Here is a 22,537-nt window from a genome sequence, read left to right as displayed (position 1 = left end):
AAACACCCTTAGGAGGCTCAATACCAAGATGCCTAAACAACTCAGGATGCTTAAGAGGAAGCTCAACCAACTCCCTAATCTTCTGCTTAGCCTCCTCCAAATCACCAATATCCTCCCAAGTAACACGGGGCAGGTTAGTCTCCTGAACAGGTTTTTCCTGCATTGTAACTTCAGTCTCCGTGCTCACGTATGCCGCTGGAGCTGGCACAACCTGCGTTATCATGAATTTCAAGGCACCTGTGTAGTAGGGTAGCTCGAAGACTGCGCCACGCCACACGGGCTTCCCAACAAGGTAGGACTTCTTTAGGTAATCTGGGTCAATCTTAATCTCCTCCCCAACCGGCGCAACTGTTATCCTCTGGGCTGGCCTTAGGTTAGCCTTCCTAACCTTAACCAAGTCGTCAAGTGACACATCGATGTTCTGCCTAATGAAGCCATCCATTCTTATAATGTCCTTATCTTCATCATCACTGTAGGCTGGCCATGCTTGTGCATAGGCAACACGCTTATTGCCATTAATCTCAACGTAATCGCCAGGTTCAATTCCAACCTTCCTCATGAGCCTCATGGGTATCCTAACTATTCCTCTGCCAACGTCACGACTCCTTGCCTCAGCCACGCGAAGGGTCAGTGAATCCTCGCCGTTAGCCATACAACCTTAATCACTGATAGGGTGTATAAAAACCTTAGTTGGATGTACTGGTTAAGGGTTAGGTAAGGATAATTAAAGCAGCTCAACATAACGCTACATAGACTAATTACAAGTTTAGAGAGTATTAATCACTAGACTCCATAGACCATCATAAAGGTACCTTATATTTAGGTAACTTGACAAAATGAACAGCAAGCCTTACCCTTTAGGGCTGGGTCACTCCACTGCGTGGGTTCCATGGCGATGAGTTTTAAACTCCAACTTTCTCAATACCTCAGTAGCCCGCACCAAGGGTGTGTAACAAACAAGACACCAGGAAGCTCCTAGCCCTCAAGATGGGGAAGGGGTTAGATCAATACTCACCGGTCCTAACCTCATAATGCGTTGGTAGATTATATATTGGTTTACCCGAACTAACCCAATCAGCAATCCACTTAATCATGTGGCGTAGGGTAACCCTTGGGTAACCAAATAACTCAAATGCCTTGGCGGCATTACTTAACAGGGCCGTGTCAGCCTCCTTGCCCGTAAAGATGGGCTCCTTTCCAAGCAACCTACCGAATTCCTCAGCAACCCACCTCACCGACACGGTTTCAGGGCCAGTCACGTTTAATATTAATGGTGGGTTGCTTGCATGTTTAAGCGACCTAAGCACAATGTTGTTGACGTCACCCTGCCAAATTACGTTGACGTAACCCATGGTTAAGTCTATTGGCTCGCCCTTAGCCACCTTAAGGGCTATGTCGAGTAGGACTCCATACCTCAATTCATTGGCGTAGTTTAACCTGACGAAAACAGCCTTATTACCATTAACCCTGAAGAAGTAGCTGAAAACCCTCTCCCTGGCTAATGCAGCCCAGGCGTACTCACCAATAGGTCCAGTTCTAGTATCCTCTGTGGCTCCACCTGTGTAAATGGGCACAAGGGGGTATACGTTGCCCGTGGAGAAGATCACAAACCTCGACCTTGGGAATCTTCTGGCTACTAATGCAGGTATGTAGGTGTTGGTTATCCAAGTTAACTCAGGTTCATTACTAGTGCCGAACTTCCTACCAACCATGAATATTATGTTCTCGGCGTCAGGCAGCTTGGCCACATCCTCCTCCCTGGATAAGTCAGCCCTAACAACCTCAACACCAAGTTCCCTTAACCTACCCACTAACTCGTCACCCTTACTGAACCTGGACACCGCAATGACCTTCTTCCTAAGGCCACCTAACCTAACCGCCTTGGCAGCCGTCATGACTAGTGATGGGCCTATTTTACCACCAGCCCCAAGTACCATTAAGTCACCGTTCACCTCACCAAGATCCCTTATGGTTTCAGGGTATGGTGTTGATAATAATTCCTCAAGCTCATCAACAGTTGCAATCCTATCAGGAAGCATCATGAAGTGTGCCATAATCCCACCCACCTGCACACTGGAATTCGGTGCTCTCTCACCGCAGAGTGGATCACGAGGAGCACCTCCCAGCCCCAACAACTTAAAGGCAAGATTAATAAGCATTGTGGTTATGAAGCTATGCAACAGAAGTACTACAGTCTAATGTTCACTATTAAATTAAATAGGTAATAGATAGCTGAAAATTTAGTTAATTGTAACTTTAACTTTACTTAACCTTAAACATCTATGAGATGACCTAAGCCAAATTCCAGGCTGAGGTTAACATGGCAGTTGAGTTACTTTTAATGTAGGACTTAGTTTACGATACGCATCCTATTAAACCCTTAAGGATGACTAATAATTCATGCCGTCGTCAGTTCATCATCCATCAGGCTTAGCTTGTAATCACCCAGTAACCCAACCTCAGGCTGGGGTTAAAATTATTAGCAATAGCGTAGTTGAGCCTTGGCACGGCGGTGCATTTAACCTTAGTGTAAGTATAATTTTTATAAAGGGTATCAGGTGGTGGTTGCTTATGCCGTTAAGGCCCGCTAGATGCTATAGGAGGATTAAGAGGCCATACACCAGGCTGGAGTACATACATGGTGCACCATACGTTCAAGTGCCTAGGTTTGAGATGGGGGCTACTAAGGCTAAGGATAGGGAGAGATTTGACTCAGTGGTTATCCTTAGGGTTCTTGAGGGTGGGCAGATCAGGGTTAATGCCCTTGAGGCGGCTAGGCAAATGGCCTACAAGTACCTGTCCAAGGTCTTAACAGACCAAAACTTCTACCTTAAGATAGTTAAGTACCCCCACCACGTCATTAGGGAGAACAAGATGTTAGCAATGGCTGGCGCCGACCGTCTGCAGGAGGGCATGAGGCTAGCCTTTGGTGTACCCACGGGTAGGGCTATTCAAATTGAGGCTGGTGACGTATTGATGATTGTTGAGGTGGAGGGTAAGAATATTACGCACGCCAAGGAGGCTTTAAATAGGGCTAGGTCTAAGTTGCCATTACCCTGCAGAATCGAGCTGGCCAGGAAGTCAGTAATCAAAGGCTAATTCACCGCTCATAATCGAGCTGCCTCATCACAACACCCCTAGTTCCCGCGGGGGGATTTTAAACCTAAGCCCAAGGTTATGCTTAATTTAAATTTAATAAAAATTTAAATATTTTAAACGATTGACCCGTTTGACTAAGCGTTCTCGATATGGTAGGGCCTCCTCTTATCCACAAATGTCTTAATCGCATAGGCTAAGGCCGCCACGGCAGGTATGCCAACTGCCCCAATTATCGCATCCCCAGTGGTTATTGGGAAGCCGTTTATTATTGTTAATATATTTGTCTTAATTAAAGCGACCTCATCCGAGTTAACAGTTAGGAACCTGCTATACTTAGCGTTACCATATGAGGCAGTTAACTGGTAGACCCCACTCAATACACCGGTTAACTGGGCAGCACCATTTGGACCAGTTAACTGCGTGTACACGGGCCCAGTCCCTATCCTATACATGGTCACGTTTGCCTTACCTATTGCCTGGTTAAAGAAGCCCACAACTATCGCAGTTACATTATAAACGCCAAGCGTAACATCTATTGGTCTCTTAATCAACGTCGTGATGCCGATGTTGTAGGCATCCACCCCCTTGTAGTATATTGATAGCGAAAGTGGGTATGGGTTGTACACGGGTATTAAGGCTACTCCACTTGAATTAGTGCTGTAGGTGCCGTATGCCTGCCCATTCTGTGACGCGACTATACTGACGCTTACCGGTGATCCATAGGTGTTGTGTACCATAACCACCAGTGGGTCCCAGTGCACATTGATGGTGTATAGGCCGGGTTGCGAGACACCAAGCGTGCTCACTGCAATGTAGGCCTCGTGACCTTCAGGTGATATTGACACTAGCCTAAACTCACTACCCCACGGTAACTCAGATGACGTATACCCACTGTATACGGTACCACTTGGGGTGACTATACTAGTTATTGTGGCTGTCTCCGGTAGTTGAACAACCAGCGACGTCCACATACCCTGAGCCACATCACTCTGGTAAACCTGAACCTGTAAGTTGCCATTACTCCACTGGCCAACTGGCTTATAGATTATCGGCATGTACTCCACGATAACTGGGACGTTCAATGGGTTAACAACCTTAAACTGGGTGTCGTAGACCACGTAAATCCCTATGATGGGCATGAACCTTATGAAGGGTGGCAGTATGTAACTTACACCATGCACAACGATTAACTGGCTTAGTGTGTAGACAGGTGAGACCCTATTGGCCTCAACAGTGAATGTGCCACCTGTTTCACCAACCACCAGCGGCTGAACTGTGTAGACGGTCACTACGTAGCCTAGTATTGACCAGCCTGATGGTATGCCGAAGTTGTTGGTTGTTATTATCACTTGGCTATGTGGGCTAACGGTCTCATTGTAGAATTGAGTACCCTTAACAAGCATTGCGAATGGCATCACGTACTGTGAGCCCTGGAGCAATTCAACGCTGTAATTGCCCGCTGGTAGGTAAGCCATATCTAGCTTAACGTGCTTGTAGTCAAGTTGAATAGCCGTCACATTACCACTCCACTTCTCAACCAGTTGACTGAAGGCTGAACCATTGGGCAGTATAACATCCTGTACGCTGTAAGGCGCATTATTGGGTAAGGTTAACTCAACGTATTGATCAGTGACGTACTGGTACGTGTAGTCAGGTGCCGTTATGTTTATTGTTGATTGGCCATTTAGAGGTACGTAAGTAACCTTAGCGAACACTGATGAAACCACCACAGTGCCGTTTACCGTGCTCTGACCAGTGTTAACCAGGGTTATTGAGCCTGCTGGTGAGTATACTGAGGTTATGAAGCCGTATTCATTCACACTCTTCATGACATTGCCCGACACGCCCACCGACGGTAATGGGGTTGGGAAGTAAACCTCAACGTACTCCAGTGTATAACCTGGACCCGGGGGTAGTGGTGCGGTTATTGTGTACGTACCACCCGCTGGTATCGATAACTGCACCGTTTGGTTCACCACGTCGATGTACTGAACCTCGGCGTAGTAAGGTAGGTTAACGGTTATAGCCTGGTTTTGAGTTGGAATCGACTGCTGCGTTGAGACTGCTGCATAAGCTACGGCATAGTATAGCATCAGGCCTGCCGCCACTATCACCATTATCCCGAGTAGCCTATCTTTACTTAACATATGGGATGCTACCTAGTCATATTTATAAGATAATCAGATAAAATAACCATAAGTGTATTAAACTCGCTATGGAGGTGCGGTCTAGTGCTGCACCACAACACCTTGATCATTAATGTCCGTTGAGATCACCTCACCACCGGCGAGTCTCATAGCCACTGAAACCTTATCCTCCACACCGGGGGCTAGGGCAATGACTGCGCCACCACCTCCACCGCCGCTTAGCTTAGCCCCCAGTGCACCGGCCCTCCTGGCCATGTAAACCATGTTGGCTATCCTGTGGTTCGACACGCCTAAGGCCTCCAGTAGGCCTTGGTTTATGTTCATTAACTCCCCCAGCAACTGGTAATCACCCTTACCCAGAGCCGCTAAGGCCTCATTAACCACTACCTCTATTGAGTCCATTATTTTGTCCACAACCTTAGGGTGCCTACTGTAAAGCTCCTTAACCCTCCTAACTAATTCACCGGTTGTCAATTCCCTCTCCACGTGTCCTATGACAACCGGTAGCCTAGGTGGAGCGCTAATCCTCCTTAACTCAACCCCTGGCTTAATGTAAACCACACCACCTAAGCTTGAGGTGGCCGTGTCCATTGGGCTTGCTGATCCTTGAACCGTCAACTCAACTTTATGGCTAAGCTTAGCCACCTCCTCCCTGCTTAACTCAACTCCGATCAGTTTGGCGTAAGCTACCGTTGTGGCCACTGATACAGCTGCCGATGTGGCTAAGCCTGCCCCTATGGGTAGTTGACTCTCAATGGTTACCTTAATGCCCTTTAAGTCACCGCCGTAACCCTCGGAAACTATCCTCAACGCCGTTAATGCGTATGAGGCTAGTTTAGCTAACTGGGGGCCATCAATCACACTTCCCTCAATTGAACCACCGGTGACCCTTATGGCCACACCCCTTACTACCAAATCCCTTGCAACCACCAGTAGTGAATCACCCCCCTGTCTCTCAACAGTAACCCTAACCCCCTTGTCGATTGCCATGGCTATTGCTGGTTTACCGTAAACTACAGCATGCTCCCCAAACAGCTTAACAACCCCCGGCGCTGTTGCGGTTACCCTCACACCCACTGAGGTCACCTGGCTCCCTCTTGGCTATACTAAGTAGCACCGAGCCCAGCTGATTAAGGTTACTGAGCAGGTTCCTTAAAACCTCCCTAATGCCCTCATCCACATTACTGCTCAGCAGTGGCTTAAGGAGATCTTTAACGTCGCTGGGCATGAATGGGTACAGCGCAGCGAATTCCCTAGACCTTATGGTGACCATGGTTTCCAGAAAACCCTCAAGGAGTCTCCTAATATTCCCCTCAGCGGCCACATACATGTTGTACATACTCCTGACTTCGCATTGACTTACCTTCACACATGGCTTGGTTGACTCGTAGTACCTTATGAGGATTTCAATATCGTTAACGGTTCCCTTACCAACAGCCCTGGTGAAAGACTTACTGTTAATCCTTTCCTTAAGCCTCCTAACCGACCCCTCTACGTCGCTTAGGCTAATTGACACTGTGAAACTGGGTTGAGGAGCTTATAACTGTAGTAGGTGTGATGCAGCTCAGTGGGTTAAGACCTACTCCCTAATTATTGACTGAGCCTCGGCATATATGAAGCCTATTATCAACCAGCCTAGGAAAAGTTCCATGAAGACCGGGTTTGTTGAGACCACGGCTGACGTTATTGAGTAGGCGGCCAACGCCAGTGCAGACGATGCAAGAATTACCTGCCCTAGGTACCTCTTAACCCTCCTGGCGCTAATCCTTATTAATGATACATCCGACACCACATGCACGATTAAACCAGCCGTCGTTGATAATGCGCCCAAGACTAGGAAAGCCATTAATGGTGATAATAAGCTAGATGCCAACACACTAACCAGTATTACCCCCACCGATGATACTAATGCGGCAAGCGTGGGGTTATTGGTATTGACGTTGATGTAGCTTAAGGGTTTTGGCAGCCAGCCATCAATAGACATCGCGTAGAGGACCCTTGATGATGCTAGGTTATAGGCTAGGACACCCAACACGCCATCATTAATGAGGGCCAGCAGCACCGGTACATCTATGAAGATCCCCAGGTACCTGTGCAGGAGGTAAAGTACTGGGGAGTTAAAGGACTTCAACGATACCATAGACCTTATGAATTCCTCGAAGGAACTGAAGGAACTGAACAAGGCCAATCCGGCCGAATTAAACGCCAGTAGGTCAAACGCAGCCAGTAGACCTCCTGCAAGTATCACCGCAACAATGGCCCTAGGTATGGTTTTACTAGCCATCCTTGTTTCACCTGAGAGGGGGGTTATTGTACCGTACCCCGTTGGTATCGCAGCCGCGAATAGGGCGGCGTAGCCGAATTGCGATAAGGAGACGCCCTGGCCATTGATTAGGTTAAGGTTAAGGTTGAAGTGCGATAGGTATAGCAGTATTGCGCCAATGGCCACTAGAATACCAAGCTCAAGTGAACCAGCGAACACGGCATACCGGGCAGACGGCTTAATACCCAATATCGCCAACACGGCCTGGACTACAAGAAGCACCGTAAGCGTGTACGTGAAGTTTATGTGGAATAGGAACCAGGTAATCCCGGCAGCACCTATGGCGTAGGCGCTGCCGTATAGTATTGAGTAGAATAGGTACACAAAACCAGTCACAATACCCACTCTGTGGCTTATGAGGTGGTTAGCGTAGGTGTAGTACCCGCCTGTCTTGGTTATTCGCTGGGATAATTTATAGACCACAAGCCCATTGACGAGAACTATTAGTGTACCAATTAAAGCCGCTAAGGGTGCCAGTAACCCAGCGTATAATATCGTTGCTGTACCATACGTAGTTATGCTTAGGAATGGGGATTGACCACCCAGTGATGCGAAGAACACCTCCCTAAAGCTTAATACCCTCCTTAATCCACTGCTATTACTATACTGCCTGCGTTCATCACTTGGACTACTCCTCGTGGTAACCATCTTTAACAAAACCATGTGGAGTATGCCTTTATAAACCTTACTCATAATCATATTTATTTTCCTCAAAAACTCATTGATAATAATTAATAATGATTAAATATTATTTATTTACTATTACATATTTTATTTAAGAATTAATATCATTAAGCTGATAATTGCCTACTTCTATTCACCCCAATTACCCTAAACACAAGTACCAGTAATCCTAGGGCCATTAAAGAGACCCCAATAGCCAGGTACATCATGTTAACCTCAGTTAACTGCGGAGCCGAGAATGCGGCACTAGTGGATTGCCCCAGGGGTACTTGCTGTGTAGCTCCCATTGGGGTGTATTGAAGTGCTGTGAAGTTTATAGTGTATTGCGCTATTGGGCATGACCCCAACTCGTAGTAAAGTTGCCTTAGGAAGAGCGAGTAGGCTATTGACTCCTCATATAGTGACAACGCCTCTATCATGTAGCTTTGGCTTGACGCAGATGATGGGTTGCCCGCAAGGCTATTGTTATACTGCCTAAACCAGTAATTGCCGAATTGAATATACGCGCTTGATAGAACCGGAAGCCCATTGCACTGGGAAACCAAGGCTTCATTGTAAGTAGCAACATTCCTAACGACATTGAGTAGGTATAGGGATGCATTAGTACCGCCCACTAGGAACATCGCATGCATTATAGCGCTGGCCGATGCTATGGTGTCAAGGCTAACTGCAAGTGCCTTTAGGTACAGGCCGTTTTGGTAAAATTCCTGAGCCACATTGGTTTGGTTAATTAACTGATTAATAGTGCTTATGAAACCTATGCTTGTGGTTAACCCCTCGGCACTGGCTAAGGAGTATAGGTAGGTTACCGTGGTGTAGGCGTAAGACACGTATAATCCACTTAACTTAGCTAGGTAACTCCTGGGTATCGGATTACCACCATTAATGGCGTTAAGCACGTTAAACCAGTACTTAAGTGTAATCACTCTAGTGTATAATTGAGCCAAGTCGCTGGGCAGGTTAGCCATATTACCACTGTTAATGTCATTAATTGTCTCGTTCAGCAGCGTTTCAGCTGAGTATATCCTGTCATATATGCCAATCATTATGTCTAGGTTAGCGGTGGTGGGTTGAGTCTCATTAACCTCACCGGTCATTAAACCCAATTCAGCGGACATATTGGCCACAAGCGCCTTCGCGTACCCTAACGTCACGTTCTTGAATAAGTTTGTGTAGTAATCCATGAGCGCATTGTACAGTAGGCTGGCTGCAGTATAGTAGTCACCATTATTGGCGCTGCTCAGCGCAGCCTCGTAGTCAGCTTGGTTACCTAGTGCTGACTCATTGCCGTAGTTGACGTAAAGGATCTTGTAAAGGTACTCACTTATGGCTGATATGTTACTGATGACCTGTGGAGGTAGTTGAAGGGATAGGTTAAAGCTACGCCCAGTGAAGTATTGTATAGCCTGATACACTGTGGCCACGGGCACTACGTCAACGCCCAACTGCTTACCTAAATTCACAAGGTTAATGACCTGGCCACTTGATGTTACGTAGTTCTGCTGCCCATAGGGTATGAGTATCGTTGAGTAGCCTAATTGCGCCGCGGCCCTAATCTTATCAGGTATGCCACCCACAGGCCCTATTGTACCGTCAGGCATTATCATACCGGTCATGACCACGTGCGGGTTTAGGCTACTGTTAGTTATCAACGCGTACATCCCAACCGTCATGTAGCCGCTGGCGGATGGCCCACCCACCTCTATCGTGCTGGAGTTTACGTTGACTAGGAAGTTGTAGTTAGTTAGCGATTGCCCAGCCAGGGTTGTGGCGACAAATGCAGCTATTTGACTCGAGGATATGAAGGTACCCCCCTCACCTATTGGTAGTGGCATAGCCGAAACATACACGTTACCGCCCAGGTAGCTTGGCAGCCCCTTAACTGCTGTTATGGTTATGTTAATCACAGCGCCCTGGTTACCTGACACCGCTAGTGCGTGAATTGTAACGCTACTGGTGTATATTGACCCAGTACTCCATGCGTAGGCTACCATCGACACCGCTATAGCTAATACTACTGGGGTTATCCAATCAACCTTCATTAATGTTTCATAGGTCATCCCCTATATAAACATTTTTCAAAGTAACTACGCACCACTAGCCGCTCCCCTCGCCCATAGCTCAATGACACCGTCAGGTATTGATAAGTCACCCTCATAATAACGTTCTAGCCCACTACGCCTAATCACAACACCCGGCTCACCATCAACCACTCTACCTATCACTGAGGCATTCACACCTAGGTTCTTCAACCTACTGATTAACTCACTAGCCTTATCCTCACTAACACCTATTAGTAGTGAACCTGAGGATAAGACAGTTAATGGGTCTAGGTTGAAGAAGCTGAGTATCCTCCTGGTCACTGGTAGTATCGGAATGTCCTCCTCATTGACGATTATCCTCCTTCCTGAGGAGTAGGCCATTTCGACTAAGCCCTGTAAAACACCACCCTCAGTTGGGTCATGCATTGATGATGCGTAGTCGATGGCGCTTAAGGCCTCCTTAACCACAGACACCATTCTATAGAGGCCTTCAGCCTCCCTAAGCTCCTCCCTGCTCATTACCTTAATCAACCTATCCTTGAAGTCGCTGGCAAGTATCGAAGTTGCCTCAAGCGCCGCGTACTTAGTCATCACTATTACATCACCCACCCTTAAGCCACCGGTCCTCACATACCTATCCCCAACCCCAATGGCGGTCACCACGGCTATTGGCCTAGTTACCGCGTCTGACTTCTCCGTGTGGCCTCCTATCAACATTGCGTTTAACTCTGTTAAGGCATCGTTAACCTGGCTCATGATGCCGGCCACCTCACCCTCCCCTGACCCCATGGGCATTATTAATGTCAATAGGAACCACCTAGGCCTAATACCCCTGGTGGCGATATCATTAGCGGCCACGTGGATGGCTAACCAACCCAGTAGGTTACTTGAACCAGTGACTGGGTCTACGTGGGTTGCGAGATACTTCCCGTCAATCTTAACAACCGCTGCATCCTCCCCAACACCTGGCCCAACAACCACGTCGGCATCTCTAACGCCCAGTCTCCTAAGCACCACATCCCTAATGAACACGTTACTGAACTTAACCATGCTTGTTGAGCTGTATTTACGCATTTATTTAACTATCCTCACATAGGTATTAACTGCCCTCACCATGCATACGTTTTACTACCCCCAGCTCCTAAGGTTCATTGCTCAGTTGCGATAGGTTAAAATAGAACGTATAGGAGGATTAATTTATGGAACAGGCAAACCTTGACGACGCCATCAACGCCATTATTAAGGCTATGGGGCAGATGGACAGTAATGAACTAGGTATAACAATTCAGGAGGCTGTTCAATGCATCCTATGCACGCTATACGGAGTCTCCTCAAACGTGAAGCATAGCATACAGCCGGTTAATGGCCTCGGTGACCTCATAAGGGCCCTGAATGATCCATACGTTAGGAAGGGGTTAGGGTTAGTAATTGAGCTGCTGAGGAGTATGGGTAAGTGCCTTGATGCCGCTGAGAAGATTAAGAACCTTGGTGATGGGGCTTCATGCAACGTGGAGCTGCCCTGCCACATCATAGCCCACGGTGGTGGTAAAATTAACCTGACGTTAACCAGTGATGAAAAGGAGAAGGGAGCTGAGCATTAGGCCTAGTAGGGTTAAGCCCATTGCCAGTAGGCTCACGCCCCTGAAGCGCCTTAAATCCCCCCTAAGCACCTTAACCACTAGCATTATCAACAACGCATCAGTTGCCGCAACCAACGCGGAAAACACGACACTAAACCTGCCCAGCACCGGCACGGAGGACAACATTAGTGGTATTGATAATGCTACCGCGGCAAGCATTATGATGGAGCCTGCCTTATTAGCAACCCCTACGCCGTACCTGGTGGCTAAAGTAACCACCCTAACCTTTAAATCACCCTCGTAGTCAAGGGAACCCTTTACAATCTCCCTACCAAGGGTGGCTATCATTGTTGTTAGGAACAGTAGGCCTATGAAGTGTAGGGGCTGCTGGTTAATTACCTTGACTGATGCTAGGCCGTAGAGGTATGTTAAAGATGTGACCAGGGAGACCAAAACATTGTTAATCACCATCACCCGCTTGAGGGAGGCATTGTACAGGTAGCCCAGCGCCAAGGCCATCAGTAGGATGAGCAATGAGACAGGGTTGGCTAAGCCCATGACCACTGGTATTACCTGGGTCAGGGAAAGTAACAGTGATGCTAATGCAAACCACCAAGCCTCCCTGGGTGTCACAATCCCAGTGACCAGGGGTGCGCTTGGCCTGTTAACCCTATCCTCAGCTACATTATATATATCGTTGGTTACGAATAAGAAGACCTCAGCGAAGAATGATGAGAGCAGTAGTGTTAAGGCTACGTAGCCGTTACGCCCGCCTGATATGTAGTATGAGGATATGACCGTTATGGCGGTTAATAGGCCATGCTCCATCCTACCCAGTTTAATGAACCCAGTGACCTTACTCATCAGGCCGTGGCATTAAGTTCATTATTTAAGCATTAGCATGAGTTACCCATCCCTATGACTACGGTTTCGTCGGCGAGGGCTTTTAAGCACCCTAGGTGGCATTAGCCCGGTGCAACCCACTGACCCGATAGTGACCGGTTACATTAATGAACTCGTTAAGAGGGGGCTTAGGAATTACGTTGACCTGATAGTACCAGGCGACGACGTGTTTAGGATTGGGAGGGAACATGCGGAGGCAAGGAGTAGCTACGCCCAGCTCCTCGAGAGCCTCACCCAGTACGTGAAGCCTAGGATTAACGCTGATGTGGCTGAGCAGGTTGTTAAGGGTTACCTAGGCAACGTTAACGTTGACTACACTGACGTTGTTGCCAGGAGGATTGCGAAGTGGTACATTGATATACTCAGGCTATTCAACGTAGTTTCCTTCTCTGGATATCAACCGCCTTAAATTACCCATTGTGAAGTTTGATTCACTGATAAGCCTTTCAAGGTAGTTGAACCCCATGATTACTATGGAGTCCTTGATCCTGATGCCGTTATCCCCCGATATTATAACCACGGTGTTGAACCTCCTGTAGTAGGGGTCCCACATGGTTGGTTTACCCTGGATCCTAATCAAGTACCTACCGAAGCCGTAGACCTCAAGGTCGCTAATCCTCCTACCAGGTACTACTAGGTAGCCCATCCTCCTCAGCCAACTCCACAACGTGTACGCCACCTCCATCCCCTTTGACGGCTTGATTAACCTACCACTGACTAGGCTAGCTGAACCCATTGACCTCTTTAACGACTCAGCCGCTATAACCACCCTGTAGTACCTGGGCTCATTCATGTAATCTACCTTTACCTTAACGGCACCGTCCATATCATCACCAAGCGACATTACAATTGGCGTAATGCCCATGCTCCTAAGCCTACTAACCCTGTATAAATCCCTCCTACTGGCTTTATACCCTATTGAGATTACGGGCACGTAGAAGGCGCCTACGTTGATGGCTAAGTCAACTGGTTCACCGCGAAGTGTGGTTAAGGCGTAGCCGGTTAGCCCAATGTCCTCAAGGGCCTCCCTAAGCAGGAACGGTAGTATCTTCTCCACGCTCCCCCTACCCGGCATGTGTTGCCTTATATTGCTTGAGAGCCTGCTCATAATCTGCTCCCTGTACGATAAAACCAGGCGTTCAGCCAATTGCTCTGAGTAGCCGCTCTTCACGTAGTAGCCAAGCTCATCGACAATGTCATCTATAACGTCATCAGGGACGTCGTCAACCATAACCATCTTCTCCACGAGCATCCTAATCTTTAACCTAAGTTCCCTCATCACCGGTACTTAGCTTGCTAAGGCCGTGTGAGCTTTAAAACCGTTTTCCTAAAATTTAGCCAAGGACAATGTTGAGAACGGTTAACTTTAAGCCAAGGACAACTAGCACGTATACGTACTGGGATATTAATGATGAATCCATTAGGCTGAGGTACATGGATGATCAATGTAAGCCATTGTTTATTAAGAGCGGTGAATCATTGGTGAGGCTTTACGTGGAGTCAGAGGGGCATAGCTACAAGTTATGCTCCTCAGGTAAGGGTTGGGCACCAACCATAATCATTGACGGTATAGTAATGCACACGGTGTTGATGGATCCGTTGAGGTACAGCTTCAGTAAAATGAGGGGGGTGAGGTTAACCGGCACCGTATTAGACTGCTGCACAGGGCTTGGCTACACAGCCCTGGTTGCCCTTAAGAAGGGGGCTAGGAGGGTCATAACCATTGAGGCCGATGCCAACGTTATTGAACTAGCCAGTTACAACCCATGGAGCGTGCACCTAGCCGACCCAAGGATTGAACTCATGCTTGGCGACGTCTATGAACTATCCACGTGGGTTAGGGACTTAGTCTTCAACGTCATAATTCATGACCCACCGAGGCCCACTAAGAGGTTCACTAACCTATATTCAGGGGAATTGTATAGGGCATACAATAGGATGCTTAAGAGGGGAGGGCTACTATTCCACTATATCCCGAGGACTGGGAGTAGGTATAGGGGGCGGGATGTGAGGCGGGGTGTTATTGATAGGTTGAGGGATTCAGGGTTCGTGATAATTGGCCAGAATGATTATGGTGTGCTGGCTAGGAAGATTTAGCCGGCAATGTTAAGTATATCGATCTCAATGGGCACTGCACCAAGGCCTAGGACGCCCGGTATCGACGGTTCAGTCCCCTCGCCATTTATAAACCTCCTAACGCTGAACCCACCCTGTGAATCAACGATAAGCTCCACCACGCCACCCGACACAGGCCTAACCCTCAACCTGTAAACCAACCTAACCCTCCTCTCCCTACCTACTAACTGGGTCACCTGCCTATTCGTGAAGTAATCCTCAAGGCTTTTGAACTGTTCCTCACTAGCGCTACCCTGCAGTTTAACAAGGACCCTGTAAATCCTCCTCAATTCACCAGCCCTGGACTTAATCTCCCTAACCCTCGACTTATTAGCCAGCTTAATGTCAAACAACTGAACACCATTCAACACGCCACCCATCGCAGGTATCCGCCTGTTCAGGGGTCTATCAACCTCAATGACCATGGGCCTCCCTGACCCAAGAACCCTAACCTCAGGCCCCTCTACGCCGGCTACGTGAATCACCGTGCTGGCTGGTTTTAACTGACTCATGAACTCGCTTACCACTCTGGCCAATGAATTACCACCAACTTGAGGTATCCCCCTTAGCAACTTCCTGTAACGTGCCTCCACGTAAATGGGCATCACCTCCACGCTAACTGAACCATCCATGGCATTGACCTTAACTATAACATCTGGGTTAGACCTACTGTACTGCCTACCTAGTTCAGTAACTAGTGCCTTACCTATGATCCTGTTCAGCTCCCTCTTAATCGATTCACTACTGGTTATTCCCAGCTCAGTGGAGACCTTAACCTCGTTGTCTATTATAGCCCTACTCACCGTTGAACCCACCTGGAGGCTGCTGAACTCAATGCCGCTGGTGTTAATAAGTTCCTTAACCTTGGCGACTATGGCGCCTAGGTTTATCCTATCAAATAGGCCACCGCAGATGAAGCACACCTGAGGCTTAATGTCCCTACCAATCCTCCTGAGGAACATTAGGCTCTCCCTATGCCCGCTTCTGGCTAATGCGAGAAGCAATGCCTCATCGTACGTGCCTGAGGAGGAGTTAAGGGCCTCCATGAAGAGCACGTTCTTTATGGACCTACCTCTCTCCTCATTACTCATCATGAACCCCCTTGAGGCGAATAACCTACCTAGGCAGTGGTCGCACAGCGGGTACTTCAATAAGGCTTGCCTAGCCTTCTCAATAACCATGCTCATGATTAATTACCCTAATAGCCAGCTAAGATTATAAGCATTCCTAAGGCACGTATTTAAAGGGCCGTTAACAGTGAACCCAATGAATGTATGAACCGTTCACCAGGCTATGCAGCCTCATTAAGTGCCCGGAGGGGTACGTGGACAGGATCCTTAACCAGCTTAGGGAATTGGGAGTCGTTGAACTCCTCAGTGAGGGTGACTTGGAGTTCCTGGGTAAGTTAAGGCTGCTGGGTAAGGGGCGGAGTAGCTTCGTGTTTAAGTGCAGGGTTAACAACCCTGAGGGTTATTACGCATGCAAGGTTAGGAGGCATGACTCAACAAGGCAAAGCCTAGGTAACGAGGCGCTTAACCTCAAGTTGGCTAATGGGGTTAGTGTGGGCCCACTACTGATTAGATACACCAACGACGTGTTGGTAATGGAGTACGCCAGGGGGGTGAGACTTGACGCCTACCTAAGCAGCGCCAGTGATCAGGGGATTAGGGCTGTTGTTAGGGAGCTGCTGGTTCAAGGCTTTAAACTGGACTCAATAGGCCTCGTACATAGTGAATTAACCAGGCCTCATAGGCATGTGATAGTAGGTGACAGAGTCTACATAATCGACTTTGAAAGCGCAAGTAGGGCCACCAGGTCAGTTACAAACGTTACCCAGCTTGTTAACGCCCTAATCTTAAGTGGGGGGAGCACGCAACGTAGAATTAGGGAGATCCTTAACTTAACAGATGCAGATGGATTAATAAGGCTACTTAGGGTATATAAGGATGATGTAAGCCGTGAATCATTAAACGCAATACTAAGGTTCCTGGGCCTAGCGGAGTTATCGTAATGTAATGGATACTTAACTCTATTTAACCTCGGTGTAGTGAGTCGAACGTTGCAAAGCCATTTCCCTTTGCTAAAATCTCTTAATTGAAGTCGCTAAGCCAGCTGTTAAAATGACACCATCCTAGAAAACCTTATTAACATTCTAAGCTGACTAAATTTAATGCAGGAGGAGTGCTCATTCATAGGTATAAGGGTTGTGTCTGGGCAGGAGTATAACGTCGCAGCGATAATTAGGACTAGGCTCGAGCTTATGGATAAGGATAAGAAGAAGTACTATAATGTGGCGTCAATAGTAGTCCCACCTAACGTCCAGGGGCAAGTCTACTTAGAGACGCAACACTCATACGTGGCCGTTGACCTATCGGCAGGTATTAAGCAGTACAGGGGGTTAATGATGGGTAAGACCCCGTTAAGCGAGTTGATGAAGATGATTAAGAGGGAGATTAAGGTTCAGGTTAATGATGTTGTTGAAATTATAACGGAACCCTTCAGGGGGTTTAAGGCGAGGGTTGTTGATGTTGATGAGAGGAATAACACCGTTAAGCTACTCCTATTCGACACAGCAACCAACATACCAGTCACCCTACCCATCAAGTCCATTAGGGTTATTGAGGAGAAGAAGCAGTGAATCAAATAGTTAAATTAGCCTTAATAACCCTTAGTGCATTCTCGAACATTAAGCCGCGGATCTCATCATCGCTTAAACCAGCCTTCATCAAACCCTCAATTAATCTGCCAATGCGGCTAACATCCTCAAGGCCCATGGGTGTACTCCCAATACCCAGGTAGTCGGTTCCTAGGGCTAGGATTCTTAACCCAAAGCTGTCTCGTATGTGAATGATGTGCTTTATCAATGAGTCTATCGTTGGTTCTTTACCTATGGTTTCAGGTATCATAGTTACGCCTATCACGCCACCGTTACTGTTGAGTAAACTAAGCACCTCATCATCAACGTTCCTAGGATGATCATAAACAGCCCTTGAGTTGGCGTGGCTGATTACAACGGGCTTCCTCGACACAGACAGTACGTCAATCATAGTTCTCCTGCTTGCGTGGGCCAAGTCAACGATAACCCCAAGCCTATTAGCCAGCTTAACCAATTCCTCCCCATTACCTGTTAAGCCATAGTCTCTTTTGGTGAAGCATGAAGCACCATACCTGTTATCAAGATTCCAGGTTATGCCCATTGATCTTACGCCAAGCCTGTGAAAGAGCAGTAGGTCGTATGGGTCTTCTAGGGCGTCGGCACCCTCCATTGATATTAATAACCCAATCTTACCATTACTAAGGGCGTTTTCAACATCCTTAATACTGTTGATTAGCATTAATGAGTCGCTGAACCTGTCGGTGAGTCTATAGTATGTTTTAATCATCTCAAGCGCAATATCTTTAGCTGAGTAGGATGAGTATGCGTGGATTGTTGATTTACCCTGCTCAGGGCTGTAGGTGGTCATTATTGGGAAGACGGAGGCGAAGACAACCTTAACGTTACCCCTCTTAAGCTTTGGAATATCGGATTGCCTACCCTCAACATCAACGTCAAAGTCCATTGCCCCGGATTTAAACATCAAGTGATACGCCACATCCTCATGAAGATCAATAACTGGGTACATTACCCACCAGCCGCCTCAAAGTATTTAAGCCTTAACCTTTAGCCTAAGCGTAATGCGCATCAATGGTTAGCGCGGTTAGTGCCCTTAATTAACCTAGCCCTGAGGCTATTAACCAGTTTCTCATCAGCCTTTTGAAGGGCTAGTGTAAGTAGCTTGGATGCGTTAAGTGCATCACTTATCTTAAGAACCTCCACGGGTGAGTGAACGTACCTGGTTGGTATTGAGATTGTCGTTGCCGGTATTCCATCCCTCCTAAACGCTATGCCCAAGGCATCCGTTGTCCCACCTATTAATACCTCCAACTGGTAAGGTATGTTATTAGCCTTAGCTATGTCTATTAAGTAACTCGTTAAGGCTGGGTGTGCTATGAATAGGCCACCCCTCCCACCATCCATGATCTTTATCGCTGGGCCTGCCCCAAGCTTAGTCACACTTTCCCTCTCAGGTACGCCAGGCACGTCGGCAGCTATCGTGGTGTCTAGGGCTATGGCGAAGTCTGGGTAAATTCTCTCAGCTGCAACCTGGGCACCCCTTAAGCCAACCTCCTCCTGAACCGTGGCAACGGCGTAGACAGTAGCCTCACTCTCCCTTAATTGCCTAAGGGACCACAACATGACCGCTAGGCCAACCCTATCATCAAATGCCTTGCCTGTGACCGCATCGCTATTAAGCGTGTTGAATTCCCTATCAAGCACTGCAACTGAACCTACCCTTACCCCAAGCTTCTCAACCTCGCCTAAATCACCAGCGCCAATATCAATGAACAAGTCCTTCATCTCAGGGGCCTCCCGCTCCTTACCTGGTGGTGTCACGTGGGGAGGTCTACTGCCGATTACACCCTTAATTACCTTACCGTCCTGTGTCTTAATCCTAACCCTCTGCCCGATAAGCGTCACCTCGTTCCAGCCACCAATCCCCCTGAACCTTAAGAAGCCGTTTTTATCTATGCTGTCTATGAGCAGCCCTATTTCATCCATGTGTGCGGCCACCATGGCCTTAAGATCCCTCCTGCCACCGTACTTAACACCAATGACGTTACCCCACTTATCAACCTCAAGTTCATCCACGTACGGCTCCATCTCCTTTATAACTAACTCCCTAACCTCATCTTCAAAACCCGATGGGCCAAAGGCCTCCGATAGGGATTTAAGCAACGTTACGAACTCCTCATTCACCATAATGCTAAGGTAATCCACCTGGCTTTTAAAGCTCACCCTGACAAATATTGCTTAATGCTGGGCAATACCCTCAATACGCGGAATGAGCAGTCATGATAATTGTTAGGGTAATCTTGGTTATTGCCATATTTTATCGATCAAATATAGGCTAAGTATATTATTGGGAAATTCTATATAATTGTAATTATAAAATATAACTTAGTAATCCCACTAATGTTTAGTTTCACCCATTTCACCATGTTGAGTTATAAGGCCCTGTGTACTATTAACTAAGTATGATTAATCCCCTGATACTCACCGGGCTACTGGCTGGACTTGTAGGTATAGTGGTAGCTGTATTCATCTACTGGTGGATAGATAGACAACCCCTTGGTGATGAGAACATGGTTAGGGTATGGAGTGCTATACGGGAGGGTGCCACTGCCTACATGCGGAGGCAGATGAGGACAATAATACTTTTCTCACTTACAATATCCATAATAGTTGCCCTCAGTGTTTATGCAGGTTACAGTGTAAGGGTTTTACCAGCCTACCCTGAACTACGTGGTGAGGTTATCCTTGAATCGGTATTGATAGGTGCGTCGGTGATGCTTGGTAGCTTGGCTTCATTAGCGGCAGCCTTCCTAAGCATGGATGCGTCAACTAGGGCCAATGTTAGGACTACCGAGGCTGCTAAGAGGGGGACTTGGCATGCCTTAAAGGTTGCTATACTTGGTGGTAGTGTTTTGGGCTTCTCAGTACCATCAATAAGCGTATTCTCACTGGCACTACTCTTCATAGTTTACTCATTCATTGTCGGTGAGGCGGCGACACCATTCAACCTAAGGGTTATCCTAGACAGCTTAGCTGGTTTCGCCTTTGGCGCCAGTTTATCGGCACTCTTCGCCCAAATAGGCGGTGGGATATACACTAAGGCTGCTGATGTTGGCGCTGACCTAGTTGGTAAGGTTGAGGCTGGTATACCTGAGGATGACCCAAGGAACCCAGCTGTAATAGCAGACCAGGTTGGTGATAATGTTGGTGACTGCGCCGGTAGAGGTGCCGACATATTCGAGTCCGTTACCGCCGAGATGCTTGGAACAATGATAGTTGGTTGGACAGTCTACTTCTTCCTAGTTGAGGCTGGTTACCCAACCATTGATGCCTTAGCCTTCATCTTCCTACCATTCTTAACAGGGGCAGTCAGGGTAGTTGCAACCATACCAGGTGTTGTGGTGTCGGCTTACCAAAGGAGTTTCAGGGATCCGTTTGAACCTTTGAGGAACGGTGTGATGGCATCGGCGGTGACGGCTATTTTAGGGTTCTTCCTTGCCTTTTACCTACTCATGCCTAAGGTGTGGGTCTACTTCTTCACAGCATCATTAGCCGGCATATTAGCTGCAATAGTGATTGTACTGGTAACTAATTACTACACGGGTAGGGAAGCTAAACCGGTGGTTGAGATAGCTGAGGCATCCAGGGTTAGCCCAGCCTTAACAATACTTCAAGGCTTAACAACAGGGATGAATGCGACCTTCATACCAATAGTGGTTATTGCTGTGACTCTACTGGCAGCATTCGTACTGGGTATGAGCGCGCCGTTGCCTGTCGTTGCGAATAGTTACACTATTGGGAATATACCCATCGCTAAGTTCATATATGGTATATATGGTACGGCCGCAGCTACCTTAGGTATGTTATCGCTGGCGGGCATAATAATGACGCTTGATGGCGCTGGCCCAATAACGGACAACGCCAGTGGTATTGCTGAGATGAGTGAATTAAGTAGTGAAGTTAGGGGGAGGCTTGACCCACTTGATTCAATAGGCAATGTCACTAAGGCACTCACTAAGGGTTATGCCATGGGTTCAGCCGCCTTAGCATCACTACTCCTATTTCAAGCCTTTATTCAGGATTACGTAGCTAGGAATCCAGCCGTGTTGCAGGTTAATGCTGCTGATGTATCGCTGAGTTTCAGCAACTTAATGGCGGTTATGGATTACCTACTGAATCACCTAATGATAATGAGGGCTGACATACTGATAAGCATACTAATTGGCGCAATGTTACCATTCCTATTCAGCTCGCTGGCCCTTAGGGCAGTCACTAAGGCAGCCTGGTACATGGTTGAGGAGGTTAGGAGGCAATTCAGGGAGAGGCCAGGAATACTGAAGGGTATTGAGAAACCTGACTACTACAGGGCCGTTGACATAAGTACACAATTCGCATTAAGGAACATGATAACACCCACATTATCAATAATACTAACACCCCTGATAATAGGCCTACTCTTCGGCGGGCCTGCGGTTGGTGCCTTAGTAATTGGCGCCACGGCAAGTGGAATAGTACTAGCGATAACGATGATGTGGGGTGGCGCCGCCTGGGATAACGCCAAGAAGTACATTGAGGCTGGTCATCTGGGTGGTAAGGGTTCACCAGCCCATGCAGCAGCTGTAATAGGCGACACCGTTGGTGATCCACTAAAGGACACAGCAGGCCCATCACTCCACATAGTCATTAAGCTGCTCAACACTATATCGCTAGTATTCATACCAATATACATGCTTTGGCTTCTGCAGGGCGTATTTCCATGAAACACGTTGATTAGAAAGAACAATTAGATGCGCTTTTACTAAAAATCTCACTCGTCTCTAGGATTTACCCCCTGCACACACCCACACCACCTACTCGCCGAGGGAAACCCTCGGCTTTCAATGGTGTGAGCGCGTGTAGGTTTGGGCTCCTAACTATGTGAGACAGCCTTGTATTAATATAACTTACTTTTATTTAAAATTGAAATACTAGAAGAAATATAATATCTATCACTGGGTGTATTATGCATTAGGGATGGGGGAGTTAACCCC

19 protein-coding genes and 1 pseudogene are annotated in these 22,537 nt (G+C 47.5%); 7 read left to right on the top strand and 13 right to left on the bottom strand.

Translation table 11 applies throughout. The features are described from left to right. Together AAX04_RS05815 and AAX04_RS05810 are read right to left on the bottom strand one after the other, a co-directional pair. Positions 1-652: pseudogene (locus AAX04_RS05815) on the bottom strand (AAA family ATPase); the annotation flags it as partial. A gap of 352 nt (positions 653-1,004) precedes the next feature. Continuing rightward, complete coding sequence (locus tag AAX04_RS05810; protein ID WP_238377813.1) at positions 1,005-2,054, bottom strand: NAD(P)-dependent oxidoreductase; 1,050 nt, start codon at positions 2,052-2,054, stop codon at positions 1,005-1,007. Between the two features lie 517 nt (positions 2,055-2,571). Between AAX04_RS05810 and AAX04_RS05805 the strand changes: the two genes are divergently transcribed. Then, a complete protein-coding gene (locus AAX04_RS05805) occupies positions 2,572-3,099 on the top strand; it encodes a 50S ribosomal protein L16 (protein WP_066795399.1) in 528 nt (175 codons plus the stop codon). A 134-nt stretch (positions 3,100-3,233) separates the two neighbouring features. On the opposite strand, the gene AAX04_RS05800 is transcribed toward AAX04_RS05805, so the two are convergent. The 6 genes from AAX04_RS05800 to AAX04_RS05775 all read right to left on the bottom strand — a co-directional run bounded on the left by AAX04_RS05800 (position 3,234) and on the right by AAX04_RS05775 (position 11,345). Beyond that, positions 3,234-5,246 (bottom strand): carboxypeptidase-like regulatory domain-containing protein, encoded by a 2,013-nt coding sequence (locus AAX04_RS05800; RefSeq protein ID WP_066795396.1) that lies wholly within the window; start codon positions 5,244-5,246, stop codon positions 3,234-3,236. A gap of 81 nt (positions 5,247-5,327) precedes the next feature. After that, positions 5,328-6,323 carry a mevalonate kinase gene (gene mvk / locus AAX04_RS05795; protein ID WP_162270115.1) on the bottom strand — a complete coding sequence of 332 codons (996 nt, stop codon included), beginning with the start codon at positions 6,321-6,323 and terminating at the stop codon, positions 5,328-5,330. Then, on the bottom strand, positions 6,283-6,762 hold the full coding sequence (locus AAX04_RS05790) for a hypothetical protein (protein WP_066795393.1): 480 nt from the start codon (positions 6,760-6,762) through the stop codon (positions 6,283-6,285). Before AAX04_RS05790 ends, mvk begins: the two co-directional genes overlap by 41 nt. Positions 6,763-6,825: 63 nt before the next feature. Then, positions 6,826-8,232 carry an APC family permease gene (locus tag AAX04_RS05785; RefSeq protein ID WP_162270114.1) on the bottom strand — a complete coding sequence of 469 codons (1,407 nt, stop codon included), beginning with the start codon at positions 8,230-8,232 and terminating at the stop codon, positions 6,826-6,828. A gap of 128 nt (positions 8,233-8,360) precedes the next feature. Continuing rightward, positions 8,361-10,295, bottom strand: a complete 1,935-nt coding sequence (locus AAX04_RS05780) for a S16 family serine protease (RefSeq protein ID WP_162270113.1) — start codon at positions 10,293-10,295, stop codon at positions 8,361-8,363. A gap of 45 nt (positions 10,296-10,340) precedes the next feature. Next, the gene (locus tag AAX04_RS05775) at positions 10,341-11,345 is read right to left on the bottom strand and encodes an AIR synthase family protein (protein WP_066795419.1); all 1,005 of its coding nucleotides are present in this window, start codon (positions 11,343-11,345) and stop codon (positions 10,341-10,343) included. Between the two features lie 149 nt (positions 11,346-11,494). Between AAX04_RS05775 and AAX04_RS05770 the strand changes: the two genes are divergently transcribed. Continuing rightward, on the top strand, positions 11,495-11,896 hold the full coding sequence (locus AAX04_RS05770) for a DUF1641 domain-containing protein (protein WP_066795386.1): 402 nt from the start codon (positions 11,495-11,497) through the stop codon (positions 11,894-11,896). Here the strand turns inward: AAX04_RS05770 and AAX04_RS05765 are convergent. Next, complete coding sequence (locus tag AAX04_RS05765; RefSeq protein ID WP_066795384.1) at positions 11,858-12,739, bottom strand: UbiA family prenyltransferase; 882 nt, start codon at positions 12,737-12,739, stop codon at positions 11,858-11,860. The two genes, AAX04_RS05770 and AAX04_RS05765, sit on opposite strands and share 39 nt — an antisense overlap. A gap of 109 nt (positions 12,740-12,848) precedes the next feature. Here AAX04_RS05765 and AAX04_RS05760 point away from each other — a divergent pair, with 109 nt between their 5' ends. Further along, positions 12,849-13,187, top strand: coding sequence for a hypothetical protein (locus tag AAX04_RS05760; RefSeq protein ID WP_066795382.1), 339 nt, complete (start codon positions 12,849-12,851; stop codon positions 13,185-13,187). Here the strand turns inward: AAX04_RS05760 and AAX04_RS05755 are convergent. Further along, positions 13,146-14,057, bottom strand: a complete 912-nt coding sequence (locus tag AAX04_RS05755) for a hypothetical protein (protein WP_066795380.1) — start codon at positions 14,055-14,057, stop codon at positions 13,146-13,148. The two genes, AAX04_RS05760 and AAX04_RS05755, sit on opposite strands and share 42 nt — an antisense overlap. A gap of 68 nt (positions 14,058-14,125) precedes the next feature. On the opposite strand from AAX04_RS05755, the gene AAX04_RS05750 reads away from it, so the two are divergent. Next, positions 14,126-14,875 (top strand): RsmD family RNA methyltransferase, encoded by a 750-nt coding sequence (locus tag AAX04_RS05750; RefSeq protein ID WP_066795377.1) that lies wholly within the window; start codon positions 14,126-14,128, stop codon positions 14,873-14,875. Here AAX04_RS05750 and AAX04_RS05745 read toward each other — a convergent pair. Continuing rightward, a complete protein-coding gene (locus AAX04_RS05745) occupies positions 14,872-16,080 on the bottom strand; it encodes a tRNA pseudouridine(54/55) synthase Pus10 (RefSeq protein WP_084761218.1) in 1,209 nt (402 codons plus the stop codon). The genes AAX04_RS05750 and AAX04_RS05745 overlap by 4 nt on opposite strands. Positions 16,081-16,163: 83 nt before the next feature. On the opposite strand from AAX04_RS05745, the gene AAX04_RS05740 reads away from it, so the two are divergent. Further along, positions 16,164-16,904, top strand: a complete 741-nt coding sequence (locus AAX04_RS05740; RefSeq protein WP_066795373.1) for a hypothetical protein — start codon at positions 16,164-16,166, stop codon at positions 16,902-16,904. 159 nt (positions 16,905-17,063) lie between these two features. After that, complete coding sequence (locus AAX04_RS05735) at positions 17,064-17,531, top strand: transcription elongation factor Spt5 (protein ID WP_066795370.1); 468 nt, start codon at positions 17,064-17,066, stop codon at positions 17,529-17,531. A gap of 1 nt (position 17,532) precedes the next feature. Here AAX04_RS05735 and AAX04_RS05730 read toward each other — a convergent pair whose 3' ends face one another. Together AAX04_RS05730 and AAX04_RS05725 are read right to left on the bottom strand one after the other, a co-directional pair. Next, entirely contained in the window at positions 17,533-18,516 is a 984-nt protein-coding gene (locus tag AAX04_RS05730) for a dipeptidase (protein WP_066795368.1), read from the bottom strand. 59 nt (positions 18,517-18,575) lie between these two features. Continuing rightward, a complete protein-coding gene (locus AAX04_RS05725; protein ID WP_066795365.1) occupies positions 18,576-19,694 on the bottom strand; it encodes a M42 family metallopeptidase in 1,119 nt (372 codons plus the stop codon). A 275-nt stretch (positions 19,695-19,969) separates the two neighbouring features. On the opposite strand from AAX04_RS05725, the gene AAX04_RS05720 reads away from it, so the two are divergent. After that, positions 19,970-22,267: a sodium-translocating pyrophosphatase gene (locus tag AAX04_RS05720; RefSeq protein WP_066795362.1), complete on the top strand. Its 2,298-nt coding sequence runs from the start codon at positions 19,970-19,972 to the stop codon at positions 22,265-22,267. Positions 22,268-22,537: the final 270 nt, after the last annotated feature.

The sequence above is a fragment of the Caldivirga sp. MU80 genome (genome assembly GCF_001663375.1).
Lineage (GTDB): Archaea > Thermoproteota > Thermoprotei > Thermoproteales > Thermocladiaceae > Caldivirga.
The sequence above is the reverse complement of the archived record's forward strand: the minus strand, read 5'-3'. Positions and strand labels throughout refer to the sequence as shown.

Excerpts from the sequence above, each read along its gene's own strand:
- AAX04_RS05720 (WP_066795362.1), top strand. The coding sequence starts at position 19,970 with ATGATTAATCCCCTGATACTCACCGGGCTACTGGCTGGACTTGTAGGT.
- AAX04_RS05775 (WP_066795419.1), bottom strand. The coding sequence starts at position 11,345 with ATGGTTAAGTTCAGTAACGTGTTCATTAGGGATGTGGTGCTTAGGAGA.
- AAX04_RS05725 (WP_066795365.1), bottom strand. The coding sequence starts at position 19,694 with ATGGTGAATGAGGAGTTCGTAACGTTGCTTAAATCCCTATCGGAGGCC.
- AAX04_RS05735 (WP_066795370.1), top strand. The coding sequence starts at position 17,064 with ATGCAGGAGGAGTGCTCATTCATAGGTATAAGGGTTGTGTCTGGGCAG.
- AAX04_RS05740 (WP_066795373.1), top strand. The coding sequence starts at position 16,164 with ATGTATGAACCGTTCACCAGGCTATGCAGCCTCATTAAGTGCCCGGAG.
- AAX04_RS05745 (WP_084761218.1), bottom strand. The coding sequence starts at position 16,080 with ATGAGCATGGTTATTGAGAAGGCTAGGCAAGCCTTATTGAAGTACCCG.
- AAX04_RS05810 (WP_238377813.1), bottom strand. The coding sequence starts at position 2,054 with ATGGCACACTTCATGATGCTTCCTGATAGGATTGCAACTGTTGATGAG.
- AAX04_RS05755 (WP_066795380.1), bottom strand. The coding sequence starts at position 14,057 with ATGAGGGAACTTAGGTTAAAGATTAGGATGCTCGTGGAGAAGATGGTT.
- AAX04_RS05800 (WP_066795396.1), bottom strand. The coding sequence starts at position 5,246 with ATGTTAAGTAAAGATAGGCTACTCGGGATAATGGTGATAGTGGCGGCA.
- AAX04_RS05805 (WP_066795399.1), top strand. The coding sequence starts at position 2,572 with ATGCCGTTAAGGCCCGCTAGATGCTATAGGAGGATTAAGAGGCCATAC.
- AAX04_RS05730 (WP_066795368.1), bottom strand. The coding sequence starts at position 18,516 with ATGTACCCAGTTATTGATCTTCATGAGGATGTGGCGTATCACTTGATG.
- AAX04_RS05765 (WP_066795384.1), bottom strand. The coding sequence starts at position 12,739 with ATGAGTAAGGTCACTGGGTTCATTAAACTGGGTAGGATGGAGCATGGC.
- AAX04_RS05780 (WP_162270113.1), bottom strand. The coding sequence starts at position 10,295 with ATGAAGGTTGATTGGATAACCCCAGTAGTATTAGCTATAGCGGTGTCG.
- AAX04_RS05785 (WP_162270114.1), bottom strand. The coding sequence starts at position 8,232 with ATGGTTTTGTTAAAGATGGTTACCACGAGGAGTAGTCCAAGTGATGAA.
- AAX04_RS05750 (WP_066795377.1), top strand. The coding sequence starts at position 14,126 with ATGTTGAGAACGGTTAACTTTAAGCCAAGGACAACTAGCACGTATACG.
- AAX04_RS05770 (WP_066795386.1), top strand. The coding sequence starts at position 11,495 with ATGGAACAGGCAAACCTTGACGACGCCATCAACGCCATTATTAAGGCT.